The sequence below is a fragment of the Mesorhizobium sp. BR1-1-2 genome (assembly GCF_020165435.1).
In the GTDB taxonomy this organism is placed as follows: Bacteria; Pseudomonadota; Alphaproteobacteria; order Rhizobiales; family Rhizobiaceae; genus Mesorhizobium.
Genome location: NZ_JAIUID010000002.1, coordinates 31090 through 46526, shown reverse-complemented (window position 1 = coordinate 46526; position 15437 = coordinate 31090). Strand labels below are relative to the sequence as shown.

The 15437-nt window shown below is 62.1% G+C and carries 16 protein-coding genes; 15 read left to right on the top strand and 1 reads right to left on the bottom strand.

Annotated features, from left to right (window positions below; all coding sequences use genetic code 11):
- Positions 1–61: 61 nt before the first annotated feature.
- From LB551_RS03425 to LB551_RS03400, 7 genes are all read left to right on the top strand, one after another.
- Positions 62–1327 carry an NAD(P)/FAD-dependent oxidoreductase gene (locus LB551_RS03425; RefSeq protein WP_224658222.1) on the top strand — a complete coding sequence of 422 codons (1266 nt, stop codon included), beginning with the start codon at positions 62–64 and terminating at the stop codon, positions 1325–1327.
- Between the two features lie 153 nt (positions 1328–1480).
- Positions 1481–3460 carry a bifunctional 2',3'-cyclic-nucleotide 2'-phosphodiesterase/3'-nucleotidase gene (locus tag LB551_RS03420; RefSeq protein WP_224658221.1) on the top strand — a complete coding sequence of 660 codons (1980 nt, stop codon included), beginning with the start codon at positions 1481–1483 and terminating at the stop codon, positions 3458–3460.
- 201 nt (positions 3461–3661) lie between these two features.
- Positions 3662–3796 (top strand): hypothetical protein, encoded by a 135-nt coding sequence (locus tag LB551_RS29895; protein WP_263486323.1) that lies wholly within the window; start codon positions 3662–3664, stop codon positions 3794–3796.
- Between the two features lie 118 nt (positions 3797–3914).
- Entirely contained in the window at positions 3915–4205 is a 291-nt protein-coding gene (locus LB551_RS03415; protein WP_140548605.1) for a Dabb family protein, read from the top strand.
- Positions 4206–4252: 47 nt separating this feature from the next.
- The gene (locus tag LB551_RS03410) at positions 4253–5143 is read left to right on the top strand and encodes a VOC family protein (protein WP_224658220.1); all 891 of its coding nucleotides are present in this window, start codon (positions 4253–4255) and stop codon (positions 5141–5143) included.
- Positions 5140–5985 carry a 3-deoxy-8-phosphooctulonate synthase gene (gene kdsA, locus LB551_RS03405; RefSeq protein ID WP_140557261.1) on the top strand — a complete coding sequence of 282 codons (846 nt, stop codon included), beginning with the start codon at positions 5140–5142 and terminating at the stop codon, positions 5983–5985. The genes LB551_RS03410 and kdsA overlap by 4 nt, the downstream gene beginning before the upstream one ends.
- A 173-nt stretch (positions 5986–6158) precedes the next feature.
- The gene (locus LB551_RS03400; protein ID WP_140501340.1) at positions 6159–6524 is read left to right on the top strand and encodes a PRC-barrel domain-containing protein; all 366 of its coding nucleotides are present in this window, start codon (positions 6159–6161) and stop codon (positions 6522–6524) included.
- A 69-nt stretch (positions 6525–6593) separates the two neighbouring features.
- On the opposite strand, the gene LB551_RS29890 is transcribed toward LB551_RS03400, so the two are convergent.
- Positions 6594–6716, bottom strand: a complete 123-nt coding sequence (locus LB551_RS29890; protein WP_263483006.1) for a hypothetical protein — start codon at positions 6714–6716, stop codon at positions 6594–6596.
- A gap of 199 nt (positions 6717–6915) precedes the next feature.
- Between LB551_RS29890 and eno the strand changes: the two genes are divergently transcribed.
- The 8 genes from eno (at position 6916) to LB551_RS03360 (ending at position 15335) form a co-directional block, all read left to right on the top strand.
- On the top strand, positions 6916–8190 hold the full coding sequence (gene eno / locus LB551_RS03395; RefSeq protein ID WP_224658219.1) for a phosphopyruvate hydratase: 1275 nt from the start codon (positions 6916–6918) through the stop codon (positions 8188–8190).
- 157 nt (positions 8191–8347) lie between these two features.
- Positions 8348–8671, top strand: a complete 324-nt coding sequence (locus LB551_RS03390; protein ID WP_140501344.1) for an FtsB family cell division protein — start codon at positions 8348–8350, stop codon at positions 8669–8671.
- Between the two features lie 214 nt (positions 8672–8885).
- Positions 8886–9923: a pyruvate dehydrogenase (acetyl-transferring) E1 component subunit alpha gene (gene pdhA / locus LB551_RS03385; RefSeq protein WP_140548599.1), complete on the top strand. Its 1038-nt coding sequence runs from the start codon at positions 8886–8888 to the stop codon at positions 9921–9923.
- Between the two features lie 15 nt (positions 9924–9938).
- Positions 9939–11330: a pyruvate dehydrogenase complex E1 component subunit beta gene (locus LB551_RS03380; RefSeq protein ID WP_224658218.1), complete on the top strand. Its 1392-nt coding sequence runs from the start codon at positions 9939–9941 to the stop codon at positions 11328–11330.
- An 18-nt stretch (positions 11331–11348) separates the two neighbouring features.
- Positions 11349–12758 carry a pyruvate dehydrogenase complex dihydrolipoamide acetyltransferase gene (locus LB551_RS03375; RefSeq protein WP_224658217.1) on the top strand — a complete coding sequence of 470 codons (1410 nt, stop codon included), beginning with the start codon at positions 11349–11351 and terminating at the stop codon, positions 12756–12758.
- A gap of 123 nt (positions 12759–12881) precedes the next feature.
- Positions 12882–13517, top strand: coding sequence for an SGNH/GDSL hydrolase family protein (locus LB551_RS03370; protein WP_140548593.1), 636 nt, complete (start codon positions 12882–12884; stop codon positions 13515–13517).
- Between the two features lie 15 nt (positions 13518–13532).
- Positions 13533–14978 (top strand): dihydrolipoyl dehydrogenase, encoded by a 1446-nt coding sequence (gene lpdA, locus LB551_RS03365; protein ID WP_224624558.1) that lies wholly within the window; start codon positions 13533–13535, stop codon positions 14976–14978.
- Between the two features lie 99 nt (positions 14979–15077).
- Positions 15078–15335 carry a GlsB/YeaQ/YmgE family stress response membrane protein gene (locus LB551_RS03360; RefSeq protein WP_140498561.1) on the top strand — a complete coding sequence of 86 codons (258 nt, stop codon included), beginning with the start codon at positions 15078–15080 and terminating at the stop codon, positions 15333–15335.
- The last annotated feature ends 102 nt before the right edge of the window (positions 15336–15437 follow it).

Sequence of the window (15437 nt, the reverse complement as noted above, 5' to 3'; positions counted from 1 at the left end):
CTGCATTGCACAAAAGCTCCTACATCAAAGGCAGGCGATATTGCTCGTCAGGGTGAACGCGATGGATCAAGCCAATCACCATGTCGTCGTCGTAGGGGCGGGGTTCGGCGGCCTCGAATTCACCCGCGCTCTCGCCGGTGCGCCCGTGCGCATCACCATGATCGACAAACGCAATCATCATCTTTTCCAGCCGCTGCTCTACCAGGTCGCGACGACGGCGCTGGCGACCTCGGAGGTCGCCTGGCCGATCCGCCACCTGCTGCGCAAGCGCAAGGACGTGACGACGTTGCTCGCCAATGTCACCGGCATCGACCGAACCGGAAAACGCGTGCTGCTCGATGACGGCAGCACCGTCGCCTATGACACGCTGGTGCTCGCCACCGGTGCCCGACACGCCTATTTCGGCCACGATGAATGGGAGCCGTTCGCGCCGGGGCTGAAGACGCTGGAGGACGCCACCACCATTCGACGGCGCATTCTGCTCGCCTTCGAGCAGGCCGAGCGGGAAACCGATCCCGCCAGGCGCCAGGCGCTGCTGACCATCGCGATCGTCGGCGGCGGTCCGACCGGTGTCGAACTCGCCGGCACCATTGCCGAACTGGCGCACGACACGCTGCGCGGCGAATTCCGCAACATCGACACGCGCGAGACGCGTGTGGTGCTGATCGAGGCTGGCGACCGCATATTGGCCAATTTCGCGCCGAAACTGTCCGATTATGCCAAAAAGGCGCTGAAGCGGCTCGGCGTGACGATCGAGCTCGGCCGGGCGGTCACGCGTTGCGACGCCGAGGGCGTGATCTTCGGCGACACGCATCTGCCGGCGAGGACCATATTGTGGGCGGCGGGCGTTGCCGCCTCGCCGGCAGCCGAATGGCTGGGCGCCGCCGCGGACCGCGCGGGAAGGGTGCTGGTTGAACCCGATCTCACCGTGCCGGGCAGCCCCGAGATTTTCGTCATCGGCGACGCCGCCCTCGTGCTGCGGCCCGATGGACGGCCCGTTCCCGGCGTGGCGCCTTCCGCCAAGCAGGAGGGCCGCCATGTTGCCGCGACCATCGAGGCCAGGCTTGCCGGCGACACGAGCGTACGGCCGTTCCACTACAAGCATGCCGGTGACCTGGCCACGATCGGCAAACGGGCGGCGGCGATCGATTTCGGTTGGATCAAACTAACTGGCTGGCCGGCTTGGTGGCTATGGGGCATCGCCCACATCTATTTTCTGATCGGTTTCCGCAACCGGCTTGCGGTTTCCCTGAACTGGCTATGGATCTATGTCACGGGCCAACGCAGCGCCCGCCTGATCACGCAGGGCGACGACGACAAGGGCTGATCTTCCGCGCCTGCGCCCGTTCATCCGCGCGTCATCTGTTGCTGATCGACTGACAGCTCCGGCGCGCGCAACTTCTTGAGTGGACTCGAATATGTTTCAGCGCGAAGTTCGCTCCGGGGCAGGGTCTTTCGTGTCGTCGAAGAAGGAGAAAACATGTCGCAGCTGCTCCATTCCGTCTCCCGCCGCGGTCTCCTCGCGGGCGCCGCCGCCACCGGCGCGCTGATTGCGCTTCACCCTTTCTCCGCCCGCGCCCAGGCCAACCAGGCGCATCTCCGGATCATGGAGACCACCGACATCCATGTGAATGTGCTGCCCTACGACTATTACGCCGACAAAGCGAATGACACGATGGGACTGTCGCGCACGGCCTCCCTGATCGACGCGGTGCGCAAGCAAGCCGTCAATTCGATGCTGATCGACAATGGCGACCTTTTGCAGGGCAATCCGATGGGCGACTACATCGCCTATGAAAAGGGCATGAAGGACGGCGACCTCCATCCGATCATGAAAGGCATGAACCTGCTCGGCTACGAGTGCTCGACGCTGGGCAACCACGAATTCAACTACGGCCTGTCCTTCATGGACAAGGTTCTGGCCGGCGCCAATTTCCCCTTCGTCTGCGCCAACCTGATCCGCGGCACCGAGCTTGCCGCGAACCCGCGCGACGACAAGCTCTACCTCAAGCCCTACGTCATCCTCGACAAGAAGATCAAGGACGGTTCAGGCACCGAGCAACCGATCAGGATCGGCATCATCGGCTTCGTGCCGCCGCAGATCATGGTCTGGGATCTCAAGAACCTCGAAGGTAATGTCAGAACGCGCGACATTGTCGAGGCCGCCAAGGCCTGGGTGCCGCAGATGAAGGAGGAGGGCGCCGACATTATCATCGCCCTCTCGCATTCTGGCATCGACATCAAGCAGGGCGATATGATGGAGAACGCATCGTTCTTTGTCGCCGGCGTTGAAGGCATCGACGCGGTGTTCACCGGTCACCAGCATCTGGTATTCCCTGGCAAGAAGGATTTTCAGGCGCTCGAAGGCGTCGATGCGCAAAAGGGCACGCTGCAGGGCAAGCCCGCCGTCATGGGCGGCTTCTGGGGCTCGCATATGGGCCTGATCGACCTGATGCTGGAGCGCGACGGATCGAAATGGAAGATCGTTTCCGCCACCTCGGAGGCGCGGCCGATCTTCGAGCGTGTCGACAACAAGAACAAGCCGACTGTCGCGGACGACAACCGCATCATCGCCGCGCTCGAGCAGGACCACCAGGCAACGCTCGCCTATGTGCGTCGTCCCGTCGGCAAGACCGCAGCGCCGCTCTATTCCTATTTCGCGCTGGTCGCCGACGATCCGTCGGTTCAGGTCGTCAACCAGGCGCAGACCTGGTACCTCCAGGACATCCTGAAAAACACACAGTGGAAGGACGTGCCGCTGCTGTCGGCGGCAGCTCCCTTCAAGGCCGGCGGGCGCAACGGCGCCGACTACTACACCGATGTGCCGGCAGGCGACATCGCCATCAAGAACGTCGCCGACCTCTACCTTTATCCCAACACCGTGCGGGCCGTTGAGATCACCGGGGCGCAGGTCAAGGAATGGCTGGAAATGTCGGCCGGCATCTTCAACCGGATCGAACCCGGCAAGGCGGACCAGTCGCTCATCAACACCGGATTTCCGTCCTACAATTTCGACGTTATCGACGGCGTCACCTACAAAATAGATCTGTCCCAGCCGCCGAAATACGATGCCAAGGGCGGGCTTGCCAATGCCGGCGCCAATCGAATCGTCGGCTTGATGTTCGACGGCAAACCGATCGATCCCAATCAGAAATTTGTGGTTGCGACGAACAACTACCGGGCCGGCGGCGGCGGCAATTTCCCTGACATTGATGCTTCCAGGATCATCTACGAAGCGCCCGACACCAACCGCGACGTCATCGTCCGCTACATCGTCAAGCAGGGCACGATCAACCCGTCGGCGGACGGCAACTGGTCGTTCGCGCCGCTGCCCGGAACCAGCGTCGTGTTCGAGACAGGGCCTAAGGCGAAGGACTTCATCTCCGAAGCGAAGTCGTTGAAGATCGAGCCGGCGGGCGAAGGCGAGGCAGGATTCGCGAAATACCGAATCCTTCTCTGATCGCCACTCGCAATTGGGCCGCGGGCCGTTTCGGGGTCATGCCCGGCCAGTCGCCCGGCGACGAGATCGAAGGCGCACCGGCATTGATTTGCCAGTTCCAGGTGCCGAGAGCTCACATACCGGACGAGGGTCGACACGGATCCCGTCTTTGCCTGGCGGAAACGTCTATGAGCACAGCCAGGCTTATGCGATAGATTAGCCATGCGTTATGTCATCGTCATCGCCGCCGTTGCGTTTTTCCTGATCTGGGACGGTCTCTACAACCAGGGCCGGTACCTCGATATGACGGTGAGGAATGTCTCTCACGTGGTGCGTTACGTCACCGGCAAGGCCTAGTTCCCGTTCAGGTCTCATGCATCCCGGGCGCGTCGCAAGGACGCGCGGCACCCTGAACGGTTGACCTTACGGCTTCGTCGTCACAAAAGACCCCGGATTTTTGATCGAGGAGGCGGGGTTGATCCGGCATATCGTTTTCTTCAGCGCGCGGCGTGACGAGGATGTGGAGGCAGTGCGCTCTGGGCTGCTGGCGCTCGGCGGCATTCCCCATTCCAGCCTGTTCGAGGTGACTCTGAACACCAAGGTCGATCCGCTGTCGGATGAAATCGACGTGGTCGTCTATGCCGAGTTCACGGATGCCGCCGCATTGGCCGCCTACAAGGCGCATCCGCTCTATGCGCAGACCACCAGCAGGGTCAAACCATTGCGTGAATTGCGTTATTCCGCCGATGTGGTGGCGGGGAGCTGATCCGATACTCTTGAACCCTTTTGCGGAATGATGCACACCGCGCTGGCATGATCCAAACACTACCCACAGGCACTCATCCGCTCGACCATCTCGTGCTGCCGACCTCGAGCCTGGGAGTGGCGCGGGCGCGGCTAACGGCCCTCGGCTTCATCGTCGCGCCGACAGGCATCCATCCATTCGGTACGGAAAATTGCTGCGTCTTCCTTGCGGACGGCACCTATCTGGAACCGCTGGCTGTCGGCGATGACCAGGCCGCGATGAAGGCCGCCGGCCAGGGCAATGTCTTCGTCGCGCGCGACCGGCTCTATCGTGACCGCAATGGCAATGAAGGTTTTTCCGCCGTGGTCCTGGCCACGCATGACGCCGATGCGGACCATGCACGCTATGTCGATGCGAGCCTGTCGGGCGGGGACATGCTGGGCTTTTCGCGCGCCTTCACCGATGCCTCCGGCAAAAGCGATATGGCGTCATTCAAACTGGCCTTCGCGTCGGCAGGGGGTTCAACCGATGCGTTCCTGTTCGCTTGCCAGCGCGTCAACGCGCCGGAAGTGGACCGCACAGCGCTGCAGGCTCACGCCAACGGTGCCACGGGAATCGTCGAGATCGTGGCGCTCAGCGACGAGCCCGCCGAGCAGCGCCGGCTGATTTCCGTGGCAGCAAACGATCCGACGGCTGACGCGCGCGCCTCCATTTTTCGTCTACCTAACGCTATCTTGACTGTGCTCGACCCGGCCTCTTTCACGGCACGCTTTGGCGTGCCCGCCGGTAAGCCGACGCAACTCCGCTTCGCGGCAGTCGTCTTTTCGGTTCAGCGTGCCGCTGTCGCGGCAGGTCTGCTTGCAGCCAATTCCATCAGATACGATATGTCGGGCAATGATATCGTCGTGCAGCCGGCATCCGGGCAGGGCGCGGCCTTCATCTTTCGGGAGATACAATGAGCAACGCCTTGGCGCCCAATTCATCGGTAACCGTCGGCAATGTCGTCTTCGACAACGCAGCACCGCTGTCGCTGATCGCCGGCCCTTGCCAGTTTGAATCACGCCAGCATGCCTTCGACATGGCCGGCGCGCTGAAGGAATTGACAGGCAGGTTGGGCATAGGCCTCGTCTACAAGACCAGCTACGACAAAGCCAACCGCACCTCCCTGTCGGCAACGCGAGGTGCCGGTATGGAAGCGGCGCTCCCGGTCTTCGACGAGTTGCGCAAGGAATTCTCCTTGCCGGTTCTGACCGACGTCCACACCGAGGAACAGTGCGCCATCGTTGCGCCACATGTCGACGTGCTGCAGATCCCGGCCTTCCTGTCGCGTCAGACCGACATGCTGGTTGCCGCCGCAAGGACAGGCAAGGTGATTAACGTCAAGAAGGGACAGTTCCTCGCGCCCTGGGACATGAAGAACGTGGTGGCCAAGATCACCGGCTCCGGCAACGCCAATGTCTTGACCACCGAGCGCGGCGCCTCGTTCGGCTACAACACGCTTGTCTCCGACATGCGGGCCCTGCCCATTATGGCCGACATCGGCGCGCCTGTTATTTTCGATGCCACGCATTCGGTCCAGCAGCCGGGCGGGCAGGGCGGTTCCTCCGGCGGCGAACGTCGCTTTGTCGAAACCTTGGCCCGCGCGGCTGTCGCTGTCGGCGTTGCCGGCGTCTTCATCGAGACCCACCAGGATCCGGATAATTCGACCTCGTCCGACGGACCGAACATGGTGCCGCTGAAGGACATGCCGGCACTTCTGGAAAGGTTGATGGCGTTCGACCGGGTGGCGAAGGCCCGCTGACCCGGCGCAGTTGAAGGTTGTCGCCGAGGTGGGCAAAGCATCGGCCTGCCACGTCAGCGAGAAGTCACCTTCATACAGGCGGAAAAACTCGAACAGACCGGCGGAAAAGTCGGGAACCTTCGATCTCGCCCCTCATTGTGAAAGTCCAGAGCAACGACAATGAGGAGCACATCATGACAACCCAGGCAGGACACACAGAGGCTATCGCTGCTTCGCGGGTTATCGGCACATCCGTCTATAATACCGAAGGCACGAAGATCGGCAGCATCGAGGACGTCATGCTCGACAAGCTGTCCAACGGCATCATGTTCGCTGTGATCGGTTTTGGCGGCTTTCTCGGCATGGGTGAAAAATATCACGCCATCCCATGGGCGAGTTTGGACTACGATGAGGATCGGGGCGGCTATGTCGTGCCATTCTCCAAGGACCAGCTGAAAGCCGCTCCCGCCTATTCGATCAACGAACTGACGGGCGCCGATGGCGAGGCCGCACGTGACGCCTCCTACAATTACTACAAGGTCGAGCCTTACTGGCACTGACCGGCCAGCCTGACGTGAAAAGGCCCCCGCAAACGCACCGGGGGCCTTTTACATGATCGCCTGCCGTGCCTACTCCGCGCTGCGGAGGGTCGACAGTTGCACCGCGCCCTGTGGAGGCTGCTGGTTGTCGCAGGACGTCAGGAACGCCGCCGCGATCAGGAACAAACTCACGATACCGCTCAACTCGGACATGGCGAAACTCCTCCTGTTTCGCCCCGCGCAACCGCCATCATAGACCGGCGGCCACCCCATGGCGCATGACTTATGATGACAGGAATTCGCGCTTCGTGAATCTCGCCGGCGGCAATAATTGCCGGTGGCCCGATTGCCTTTTGCGCCGCTTTGGCTAAGACGGGCGCGACGTTTCGTCAGATCAATCGGGGACATCGCAATGACCGCCATCATCGACATTGTCGGGCGTGAAATCCTGGACAGCCGTGGAAATCCGACCGTCGAGGTCGATGTCGTGCTCGAAGACGGTTCGATGGGCCGCGCGGCCGTGCCGTCTGGAGCTTCGACCGGCGCGCATGAAGCCGTCGAACTGCGCGACGGCGGCGCCCGCTATCTCGGCAAGGGCGTGCTGCGGGCCGTCGAGGCGGTCAATGGCGAACTGTTCGAGGCAATCGGCGGCATGGAAGCCGAAAACCAGATACACATCGACCAGACCATGATCGAACTCGACGGCACGCCCAACAAGAGCCGGCTCGGCGCCAACGCTATTCTTGGCGTGTCGCTGGCGGTGGCTAAGGCCGCGGCCGAAGCCGCCGGCCTGCCGCTCTATCGTTATGTTGGCGGCACCAAGGCGCATCTGCTGCCGGTACCGATGATGAACATAATCAATGGCGGCGCCCATGCCGATAACCCGATCGATTTCCAGGAATTCATGATCCTGCCCGTCGGTGCGCCGACCCTGCGTGAAGGCGTGCGCTGGGGTTCGGAGGTGTTCCACACGCTGAGGAAGAAGCTGAAGGACGCCGGCCACAACACCAATGTCGGCGATGAAGGCGGCTTTGCCCCGAACCTGAAGAGCGCGCCGGTGGCGCTGGATTTCATCATGGAATCGATCGAGCAGGCCGGCTTCAAGCCGGGCGAGGAGATCGCGCTCGGCCTCGATTGCGCCGCGACTGAATTCTTCAAGGACGGCAACTACGTCTATGAAGGCGAGAAGAAGACACGCGACCCGAAGGGACAGGCAAAATACCTGGCCAAGCTCGCCGCCGATTATCCGATCATTTCGATCGAGGACGGCCTTGCCGAGGATGACTGGGAAGGCTGGAAATATCTGACCGACCTGATCGGCAAGAAGACGCAGCTCGTCGGCGATGATCTCTTCGTCACCAACACTGCGCGCCTGCGCGACGGCATCCGCATGGGGGTCGCCAATTCGATCCTGGTCAAGGTCAACCAGATCGGCTCGCTGACCGAGACGCTCGACGCCGTCGAGACTGCGCACAAGGCCGGCTACACCGCCGTCATGTCGCATCGCTCGGGCGAGACCGAGGATTCGACCATCGCCGATCTCGCCGTCGCCACCAATTGCGGGCAGATCAAGACCGGATCGCTGTCACGCTCCGACCGCATGGCCAAATACAACCAGCTCATCCGCATCGAGGAAGAACTCGGCAAGCAGGCGCGCTACGCCGGCAAGTCGATGTTGAAGGGCTGAGCCGAAGCATCGGACACAGGGATGGCGGTGAGGGGCGGGAATTCCCGCCCTTTTTCGTTGGAGCGCCTGTGGACGCGTCATCCGTAACCGTCCGTTAAGCACAATGGAGCGAAAAAGACCGTGGTCGCCTGAGTTCGCGACTGCGAGGGAACGGACGATGTGGACGCGTCAGCACAAACAGAGAAACACCGGCCGGCTGATCATCCCCTCGCTCTGCGCGGTGTTCCTGGCCTATTTCGGCTTCCATGCCTATCACGGCGAGTTCGGCATCAATTCGAAATACCAGCTGGAGGCCGAGACCGTTGCCCTGCAGGCCCAGCTCGATGCGATCAAGGCGCGCAGGATGGAGCTGGAACGGCGCGTCAAGCTGATGCACGACGGCACGCTGGAGAAGGACATGCTCGACGAGCAGGCGCGTAAGGCGCTGAATTTATCCCAGGCCGACGAGATCACCATCATGCTGCCGGTCTCGGCAAAGTAACCAATATCAGGTTAATCACCAATATTTTCAATGATTCTAATTGCTTAGTCGCATGCCAGCTATGCAATTTCGACATGGCGGAACACGTTCTCACGTGTTAGCCTTCCCAAAATCAGTGGGGAGAGCTGATCTCCCCTGAGCAGATTTCATCTTGCTCGAGCAGATTTCGTCTTGCTCGAAATGTCCGCGAAGAGACGCCAACAGGGAGTGATGCATGGCAACCGCAGCCAGGAAAGCGCCTGCCAAGTCGAAATCCGACGGCAAATCGGGCCTTTCCGCGCCCAAACCAGTGGAATTCACCAAGGACGAGGAGCTTGCCGCCTACCGGCACATGCTGCTTATTCGTCGCTTCGAGGAAAAGGCCGGCCAGCTTTACGGCATGGGCTTCATCGGCGGCTTCTGCCATCTCTACATCGGTCAGGAAGCGGTCGTCACCGGTATGAAGATGGCGCTGGTCGACGGTGACCAGATGATCACCGCCTACCGCGATCACGGTCATATGCTGGCGATGGAACTGTCGCCGCGTGGCGTCATGGCCGAACTGACCGGCCGCCGAGGCGGCCTGTCGAAGGGCAAGGGCGGCTCCATGCACATGTTCTCCAAGGAAAAGCATTTCTACGGCGGTCACGGCATCGTCGGCGCCCAGGTCTCGCTCGGCACGGGCTTGGCCTTCGCCAACCGCTATCGCGGCAACAACAATGTCACGCTGACCTATTTCGGCGACGGGGCCGCCAACCAGGGCCAGGTCTACGAAAGCTTCAACATGGCTTCGCTGTGGAAGCTGCCGGTGATCTACATCATCGAGAACAACCGCTATGCCATGGGTACCTCGGTATCGCGCTCCTCGGCTGAGACCGACTTTTCTAATCGCGGCGCCTCGTTCAAGATTCCCGGCATCCAGGTCGACGGCATGGACGTGCGTGCGGTCAAAGCCGCCGGCGATCTCGCCACCGAATGGTGCCGTGCCGGCAATGGGCCGCTGATCCTCGAAATGCAAACCTATCGCTATCGCGGCCATTCGATGTCCGACCCGGCGAAATACCGCTCCAAGGAAGAAGTGCAGAAGATGCGCTCCGAGCATGACCCGATCGAGCAGGTCAAGGCGCGGCTGATCCAGAAGAAGTGGGCAAGCGAAGACGAATTGAAGACCATCGACAAGGAGGTTCGCGACGTCGTCGCCGATGCCGCCGAGTTTGCCCAGCACGACGCCGAGCCGGATCCGTCCGAGCTCTGGACCGACATCGTATTGTAACGAGAGGGCAAGGACATGCCGATCGAAATTCTCATGCCCGCCCTTTCGCCGACCATGGAAGAGGGCAATCTTTCCAAGTGGTTGAAGAACGAGGGCGACAAGGTCGCCGCCGGCGACGTCATCGCCGAGATAGAAACCGACAAGGCGACGATGGAGGTCGAAGCTGTCGATGAGGGCACGCTTGCCAAGATCGTGGTTCCCGCCGGCACCGAAGGCGTCAAGGTCAACGCGGTGATCGCCGTGCTGGCCGTGGATGGCGAAGACGTCGACAAGGCCGGCGAAGGCATCGGTGAAGAGCCCGCCAAGGCTGAAGCAGCGGCGCCGTCGCCGGCGCCCGCCACGGCCAAGAGCGAGGCGGCGGCACCTGTGGCGGCCGCGCCGAAGACGGAAGTCGCCGCCGATCCTGACATCCCTGCCGGCACCGAGATGGTCTCGACCACGGTGCGCGAAGCACTGCGCGACGCCATGGCGGAGGAGATGCGCCGCGACGGCGATGTCTTCGTCATGGGCGAGGAGGTTGCCGAGTACCAGGGCGCCTACAAGATCACCCAAGGCCTGCTGCAGGAGTTCGGGCCGCGTCGCGTCGTCGACACGCCGATCACCGAGCACGGCTTTGCCGGCGTCGGGGTCGGCGCGGCGATGGCCGGCCTGAAGCCGATCGTCGAGTTCATGACCTTCAACTTCGCCATGCAGGCGATCGACCAGATCATCAACTCGGCCGCCAAGACGCTCTATATGTCCGGCGGCCAGATGGGCGCGCCGATCGTCTTCCGCGGGCCGAACGGTGCTGCGGCTCGCGTCGCCGCCCAGCATTCGCAATGCTACGCCGCCTGGTACAGCCATATACCGGGCCTGAAGGTGGTGATGCCTTATACCGCCGCCGACGCCAAGGGCCTGCTCAAGGCGGCGATCCGCGATCCGAACCCGGTCATCTTCCTCGAAAACGAAATCCTCTACGGCCAGTCCTTCGACGTGCCGAAGCTGGACGATTTCGTGCTGCCGATCGGCAAGGCGCGCATCCATAAGTCAGGCAAGGACGTCACCATCGTCTCCTTCGGCATTGGCATGACCTATGCGGTCAAGGCCGAAGTGGAACTGCGCGGCATGGGCATCGACGCAGAGATCATCGATCTCAGGACCATCCGTCCGCTCGACTTCGACTCCATCATCGCCTCGGTGAAGAAGACCAACCGGCTGGTCGTGGTGGAAGAAGGCTTCCCGCAGAACTCGGTCGGCGACCATATCGCCAACCAGGTATCGCAGCGAGCCTTCGATTTCCTCGACGCGCCGGTCATCACCATTGCTGGCAAGGACGTGCCGATGCCCTATGCGGCCAATCTCGAAAAGCTGGCTTTGCCGAATGTCGGCGAGGTCATCGAGGCCGTCAAAGCCGTCTCATATCGCTGAACCGGGCGGGAGGACACAATGCCAATCAACATCACCATGCCGGCCCTCTCGCCCACCATGGAAGAGGGCAATCTGTCGAAGTGGCTCGTGAAGGAGGGCGACAAGGTTTCGCCCGGCGATGTCATTGCCGAGATCGAGACCGACAAGGCCACGATGGAAGTCGAAGCCGTCGATGAAGGCACGGTGGCGAAACTGGTCGTTCCCGCCGGCACCGAAGGTGTCAAGGTCAATGCGCTGATCGCCGTGCTTGCCGCCGAGGGTGAGGACGCAAGTGCCGCGGCGAAAAGCGATGGCGATGCCGCACCGGCGAAAGCGGAGGCCAAGCCGGAGAAGGCGCCAATCTCCCCCCAAGTGGGGGAGATGTCGGCGAAGCCGACAGAGGGGGGCGCTGTCCCGCCGTCCTCTCAGCGCGAGGCGCCCCCCTCCGGCCTGCCGGCCATCTCCCCCACACGGGGGGAACTCCGCCAATCCTCGGAAGGGCGCACCTTCGCTTCGCCGCTCGCGCGCCGTATTGCCAAAGAGGCGGGCGTCGATGTGTCTGCCGTGACCGGCACCGGCCCGCACGGCCGGGTGGTGAAGGCCGATGTCGATGCCGCTATCGCCGGCGGCGCCAAGGCGGCACCCGCTGCCAAAGGTCCGGCCGGCGCGCCAGCCGCTGCTCCCGTGCCGGTAAAGGCGATGTCGGACGATCAGGTGCTGAAGCTGTTCGAGGAAGGCTCCTATGAACTCGTCCCGCACGACAACATGCGCAAGACCATTGCGCGCCGGCTGGTCGAGGCCAAGACCTCCATCCCGCATTTCTACCTGACGCTCGACTGCGAACTCGATGCGCTGCTTTCGCTGCGCACGCAGCTCAATGCGGCCGCACCGGTAAAGAAGACCGACAAGGGCGAGGCGCCCGCCTACAAGCTCTCGGTCAACGACATGGTGATCAAGGCGATGGCCATGGCCTTGAAGGCGGTGCCGGATGCCAATGCCTCGTGGACCGAGAGCGCCATGGTCAAGCACAGGCATGCCGATGTCGGCGTCGCCGTGTCGATCCCCGGCGGCCTGATCACGCCGATCATCCGCAAGGCGGACGAAAAGACGCTGTCGGTGATCTCCAACGAGATGAAGGACCTGGCCAGCCGCGCGCGCAGCCGCAAGCTGAAGCCGGAGGAGTATCAGGGCGGCACCACGGCGGTGTCGAACCTTGGCATGTTCGGCATCAAGGACTTTGCCGCCGTCATCAACCCGCCGCATGCGACGATCCTGGCGGTGGGCGCCGGCGAGGAGCGGGCGGTGGTCAAGAACGGCGAGATCAAAATTGCCACGGTGATGTCGGTGACGCTGTCGACCGACCACCGCGCGGTAGACGGCGCGCTCGGCGCTGAACTGCTGGTCGCCTTCAAGAAGCTGATCGAGAACCCGATGGGCATGCTGGTGTAGGAAGAACAAGGCGGTGCGGAAATTCTTCACCGGCTTCTTCGCCGGCGGCTTGGAGGCGCAGGAATTCGCCGTCGTCACCAATGCCGAGGAAGAATACACCCTCGCAAGGGCGGGTTGAGCACGATGAAGACGGTTCTTTGCTACGGCGACTCGCTGACCTGGGGCTACAATGCCGAGGGTGGCCGTCATGCGCTCGAGGATCGCTGGCCAAGCGTGCTGCAGACCGGACTAGGTGACGGCGTGCATGTCATTGCCGAGGGGCTGAATGGCCGCACAACGGCGTTCGACGATCACCTGGCAGGCGCCGACCGCAATGGCGCAAGAACGCTGCCGACGGTGCTGACCACGCATGCGCCGATCGACCTCATCGTCATCATGCTCGGCGCCAACGACATGAAGCCCTGGATCCACGGCAATCCCGTTGCGGCCAAACAAGGCATCCAGCGCCTGATCGACATCGTGCGCGGCCACGACTATCCGTTCGACTGGCCGCCGCCGCAGATCCTCATCGTTTCACCGCCTCTCGTTAGTCGCACCGAAGATGCCGAGTTCAAGGCGATGTTTGCCGGCGGCGACGATGCCTCCAAGCAGCTTGCGCCGCAATATTCCGCGCTTGCCGATGAGGCCGGCTGCGGCTTCTTCGATGCGGGCACGGTGGCCCAGACCACGCCGCTCGACGGCGTCCATCTCGATGCCGAAAATACCCGAAACATCGGCGAGGCGTTGACGCCGCTCGTGCGCGTCATGCTGGAATTGTGATTGAAGGAGAAAACCGTGGCTGAGAACTACGACGTCATCATTATCGGCTCCGGTCCCGGCGGCTATGTCACCGCGGTACGTTCCGCGCAGCTCGGTTTCAAGACGGCGATCGTCGAGCGCGAGCATCTTGGCGGCATCTGCCTGAACTGGGGCTGCATTCCGACCAAGGCGTTGCTGCGTTCGGCCGAGATCATGCATTATTCGGATCATCTGAAGGACTATGGGCTGAAACTCGACGGCAAGGTCAGCGTCGACACGTCGGCCGTCGTCGACCGCTCGCGCAAGGTTTCGCTGCGGCTCAATGGCGGCGTCGCCTTCCTGATGAAGAAGAACAAGGTCGACGTCATCTGGGGCGAGGCCAAGCTGACAAAACCGGGCGAGATCGTCGTCTCCAAGACGGCCAAGAAGCCGATGGAGCCGCAGCCGCCTGTGCCGAAAGGCGTCAAGGGCGAGGGCACCTACACCGCCAAGCACATCATACTGGCGACCGGCGCCCGGCCGCGGGCGCTGCCGGGCATCGAGCCGGACGGCAAGCTGATCTGGACCTATTTCGAGGCCATGGTGCCCAAGGAAATGCCGAAGTCGCTGCTGGTGATGGGTTCGGGCGCCATCGGCATCGAATTCGCCTCGTTCTACCGCACCATGGGCGCCGACGTGACCGTCGTCGAACTGCTGCCGGCGGTAATGCCTATAGAGGATGCCGAAGTCTCGAAATTCGCCCAGAAGCAGTTCGAGAAGCAAGGCATGAAGATCATCCTCGAAGCCAAGGTGACCAAGGTCGAGAAGGGTGCCAACTCCATCACTGCGCATGTCGAGATGAAGGACGGCAAGGTGGAGAAGATCACGGCCGACCGCATGATCTCGGCCGTCGGTGTGCAAGGCAACATCGAAGGCCTCGGCCTGGAGACGCTTGGCGTAAAGACGGAGCGCGGCTGCGTCGTCGTCGACGGCTACGGCAAGACCAATGTGCCCGGCATTTATGCCATCGGCGATGTCGCCGGGCCGCCGATGCTCGCCCACAAGGCCGAGCATGAAGGCGTTGTCTGCGTCGAGAAGATCGCCAATTTCCCCGGCGTGCACGCCACCGACAAGCTGAAGATCCCTGGCTGCACCTATTGCAATCCGCAGGTCGCTTCGGTCGGCCTGACGGAGGCGAAAGCCAAGGCCGAGGGCAAGGATGTCAGGGTCGGCCGCTTTCAGTTCGCCGCCAATGGCAAGGCCATCGCGCTTGGCGAGGACCAGGGCTTCATCAAGACCATCTTTGACAAGAACACCGGCCAACTGCTTGGCGCCCACATGGTAGGCGCCGAAGTGACCGAGCTGATCCAGGGTTTTGTCGTGGCGATGAACCTCGAGACGACCGAGGAAGAACTGATGCATACGATCTTCCCGCACCCGACCCTGTCGGAGATGATGAAGGAAAGCGTACTCGACGCCTATGGCCGAGCGTTGAACGCATGATAGATTGGCCGCACGAGACTCAGGTGCGAAAGCCGCAGGAGCTCGACGGCAAGTTAGTTCGTTTCCGGATGCGTTTTTTCTCAAGCAAGGAGAGGGCATATGGACGTGAATGGCGTGGGCTGGATCGCAGCCATCATCATCGGCGGCCTGGCGGGCTGGTTTGCCGAAATGGTCATGAAGAGCAATACCGGCGTCTTGATGAACATCATTTTGGGTATTGCCGGCGCAGTGGTGCTGAACGCGATCCTGCGGGCCTTGAACATCGGCGTGTTTGGCGTCGGCTGGACCGCCTACCTGATCACCGGTTTCATCGGCGCCTGCCTGTTGATCTGGGCCGGGCGTCTGGTGCGCCGTTAGTCGGTATCGTTTCCGCCATGCGAAAACGGTTGTGGCGGCATGTTCCGCCGCAGCCTTTTTCTTTGTGCTGAAAAGTCCTAGATGACGTGTAAGTGACGATCG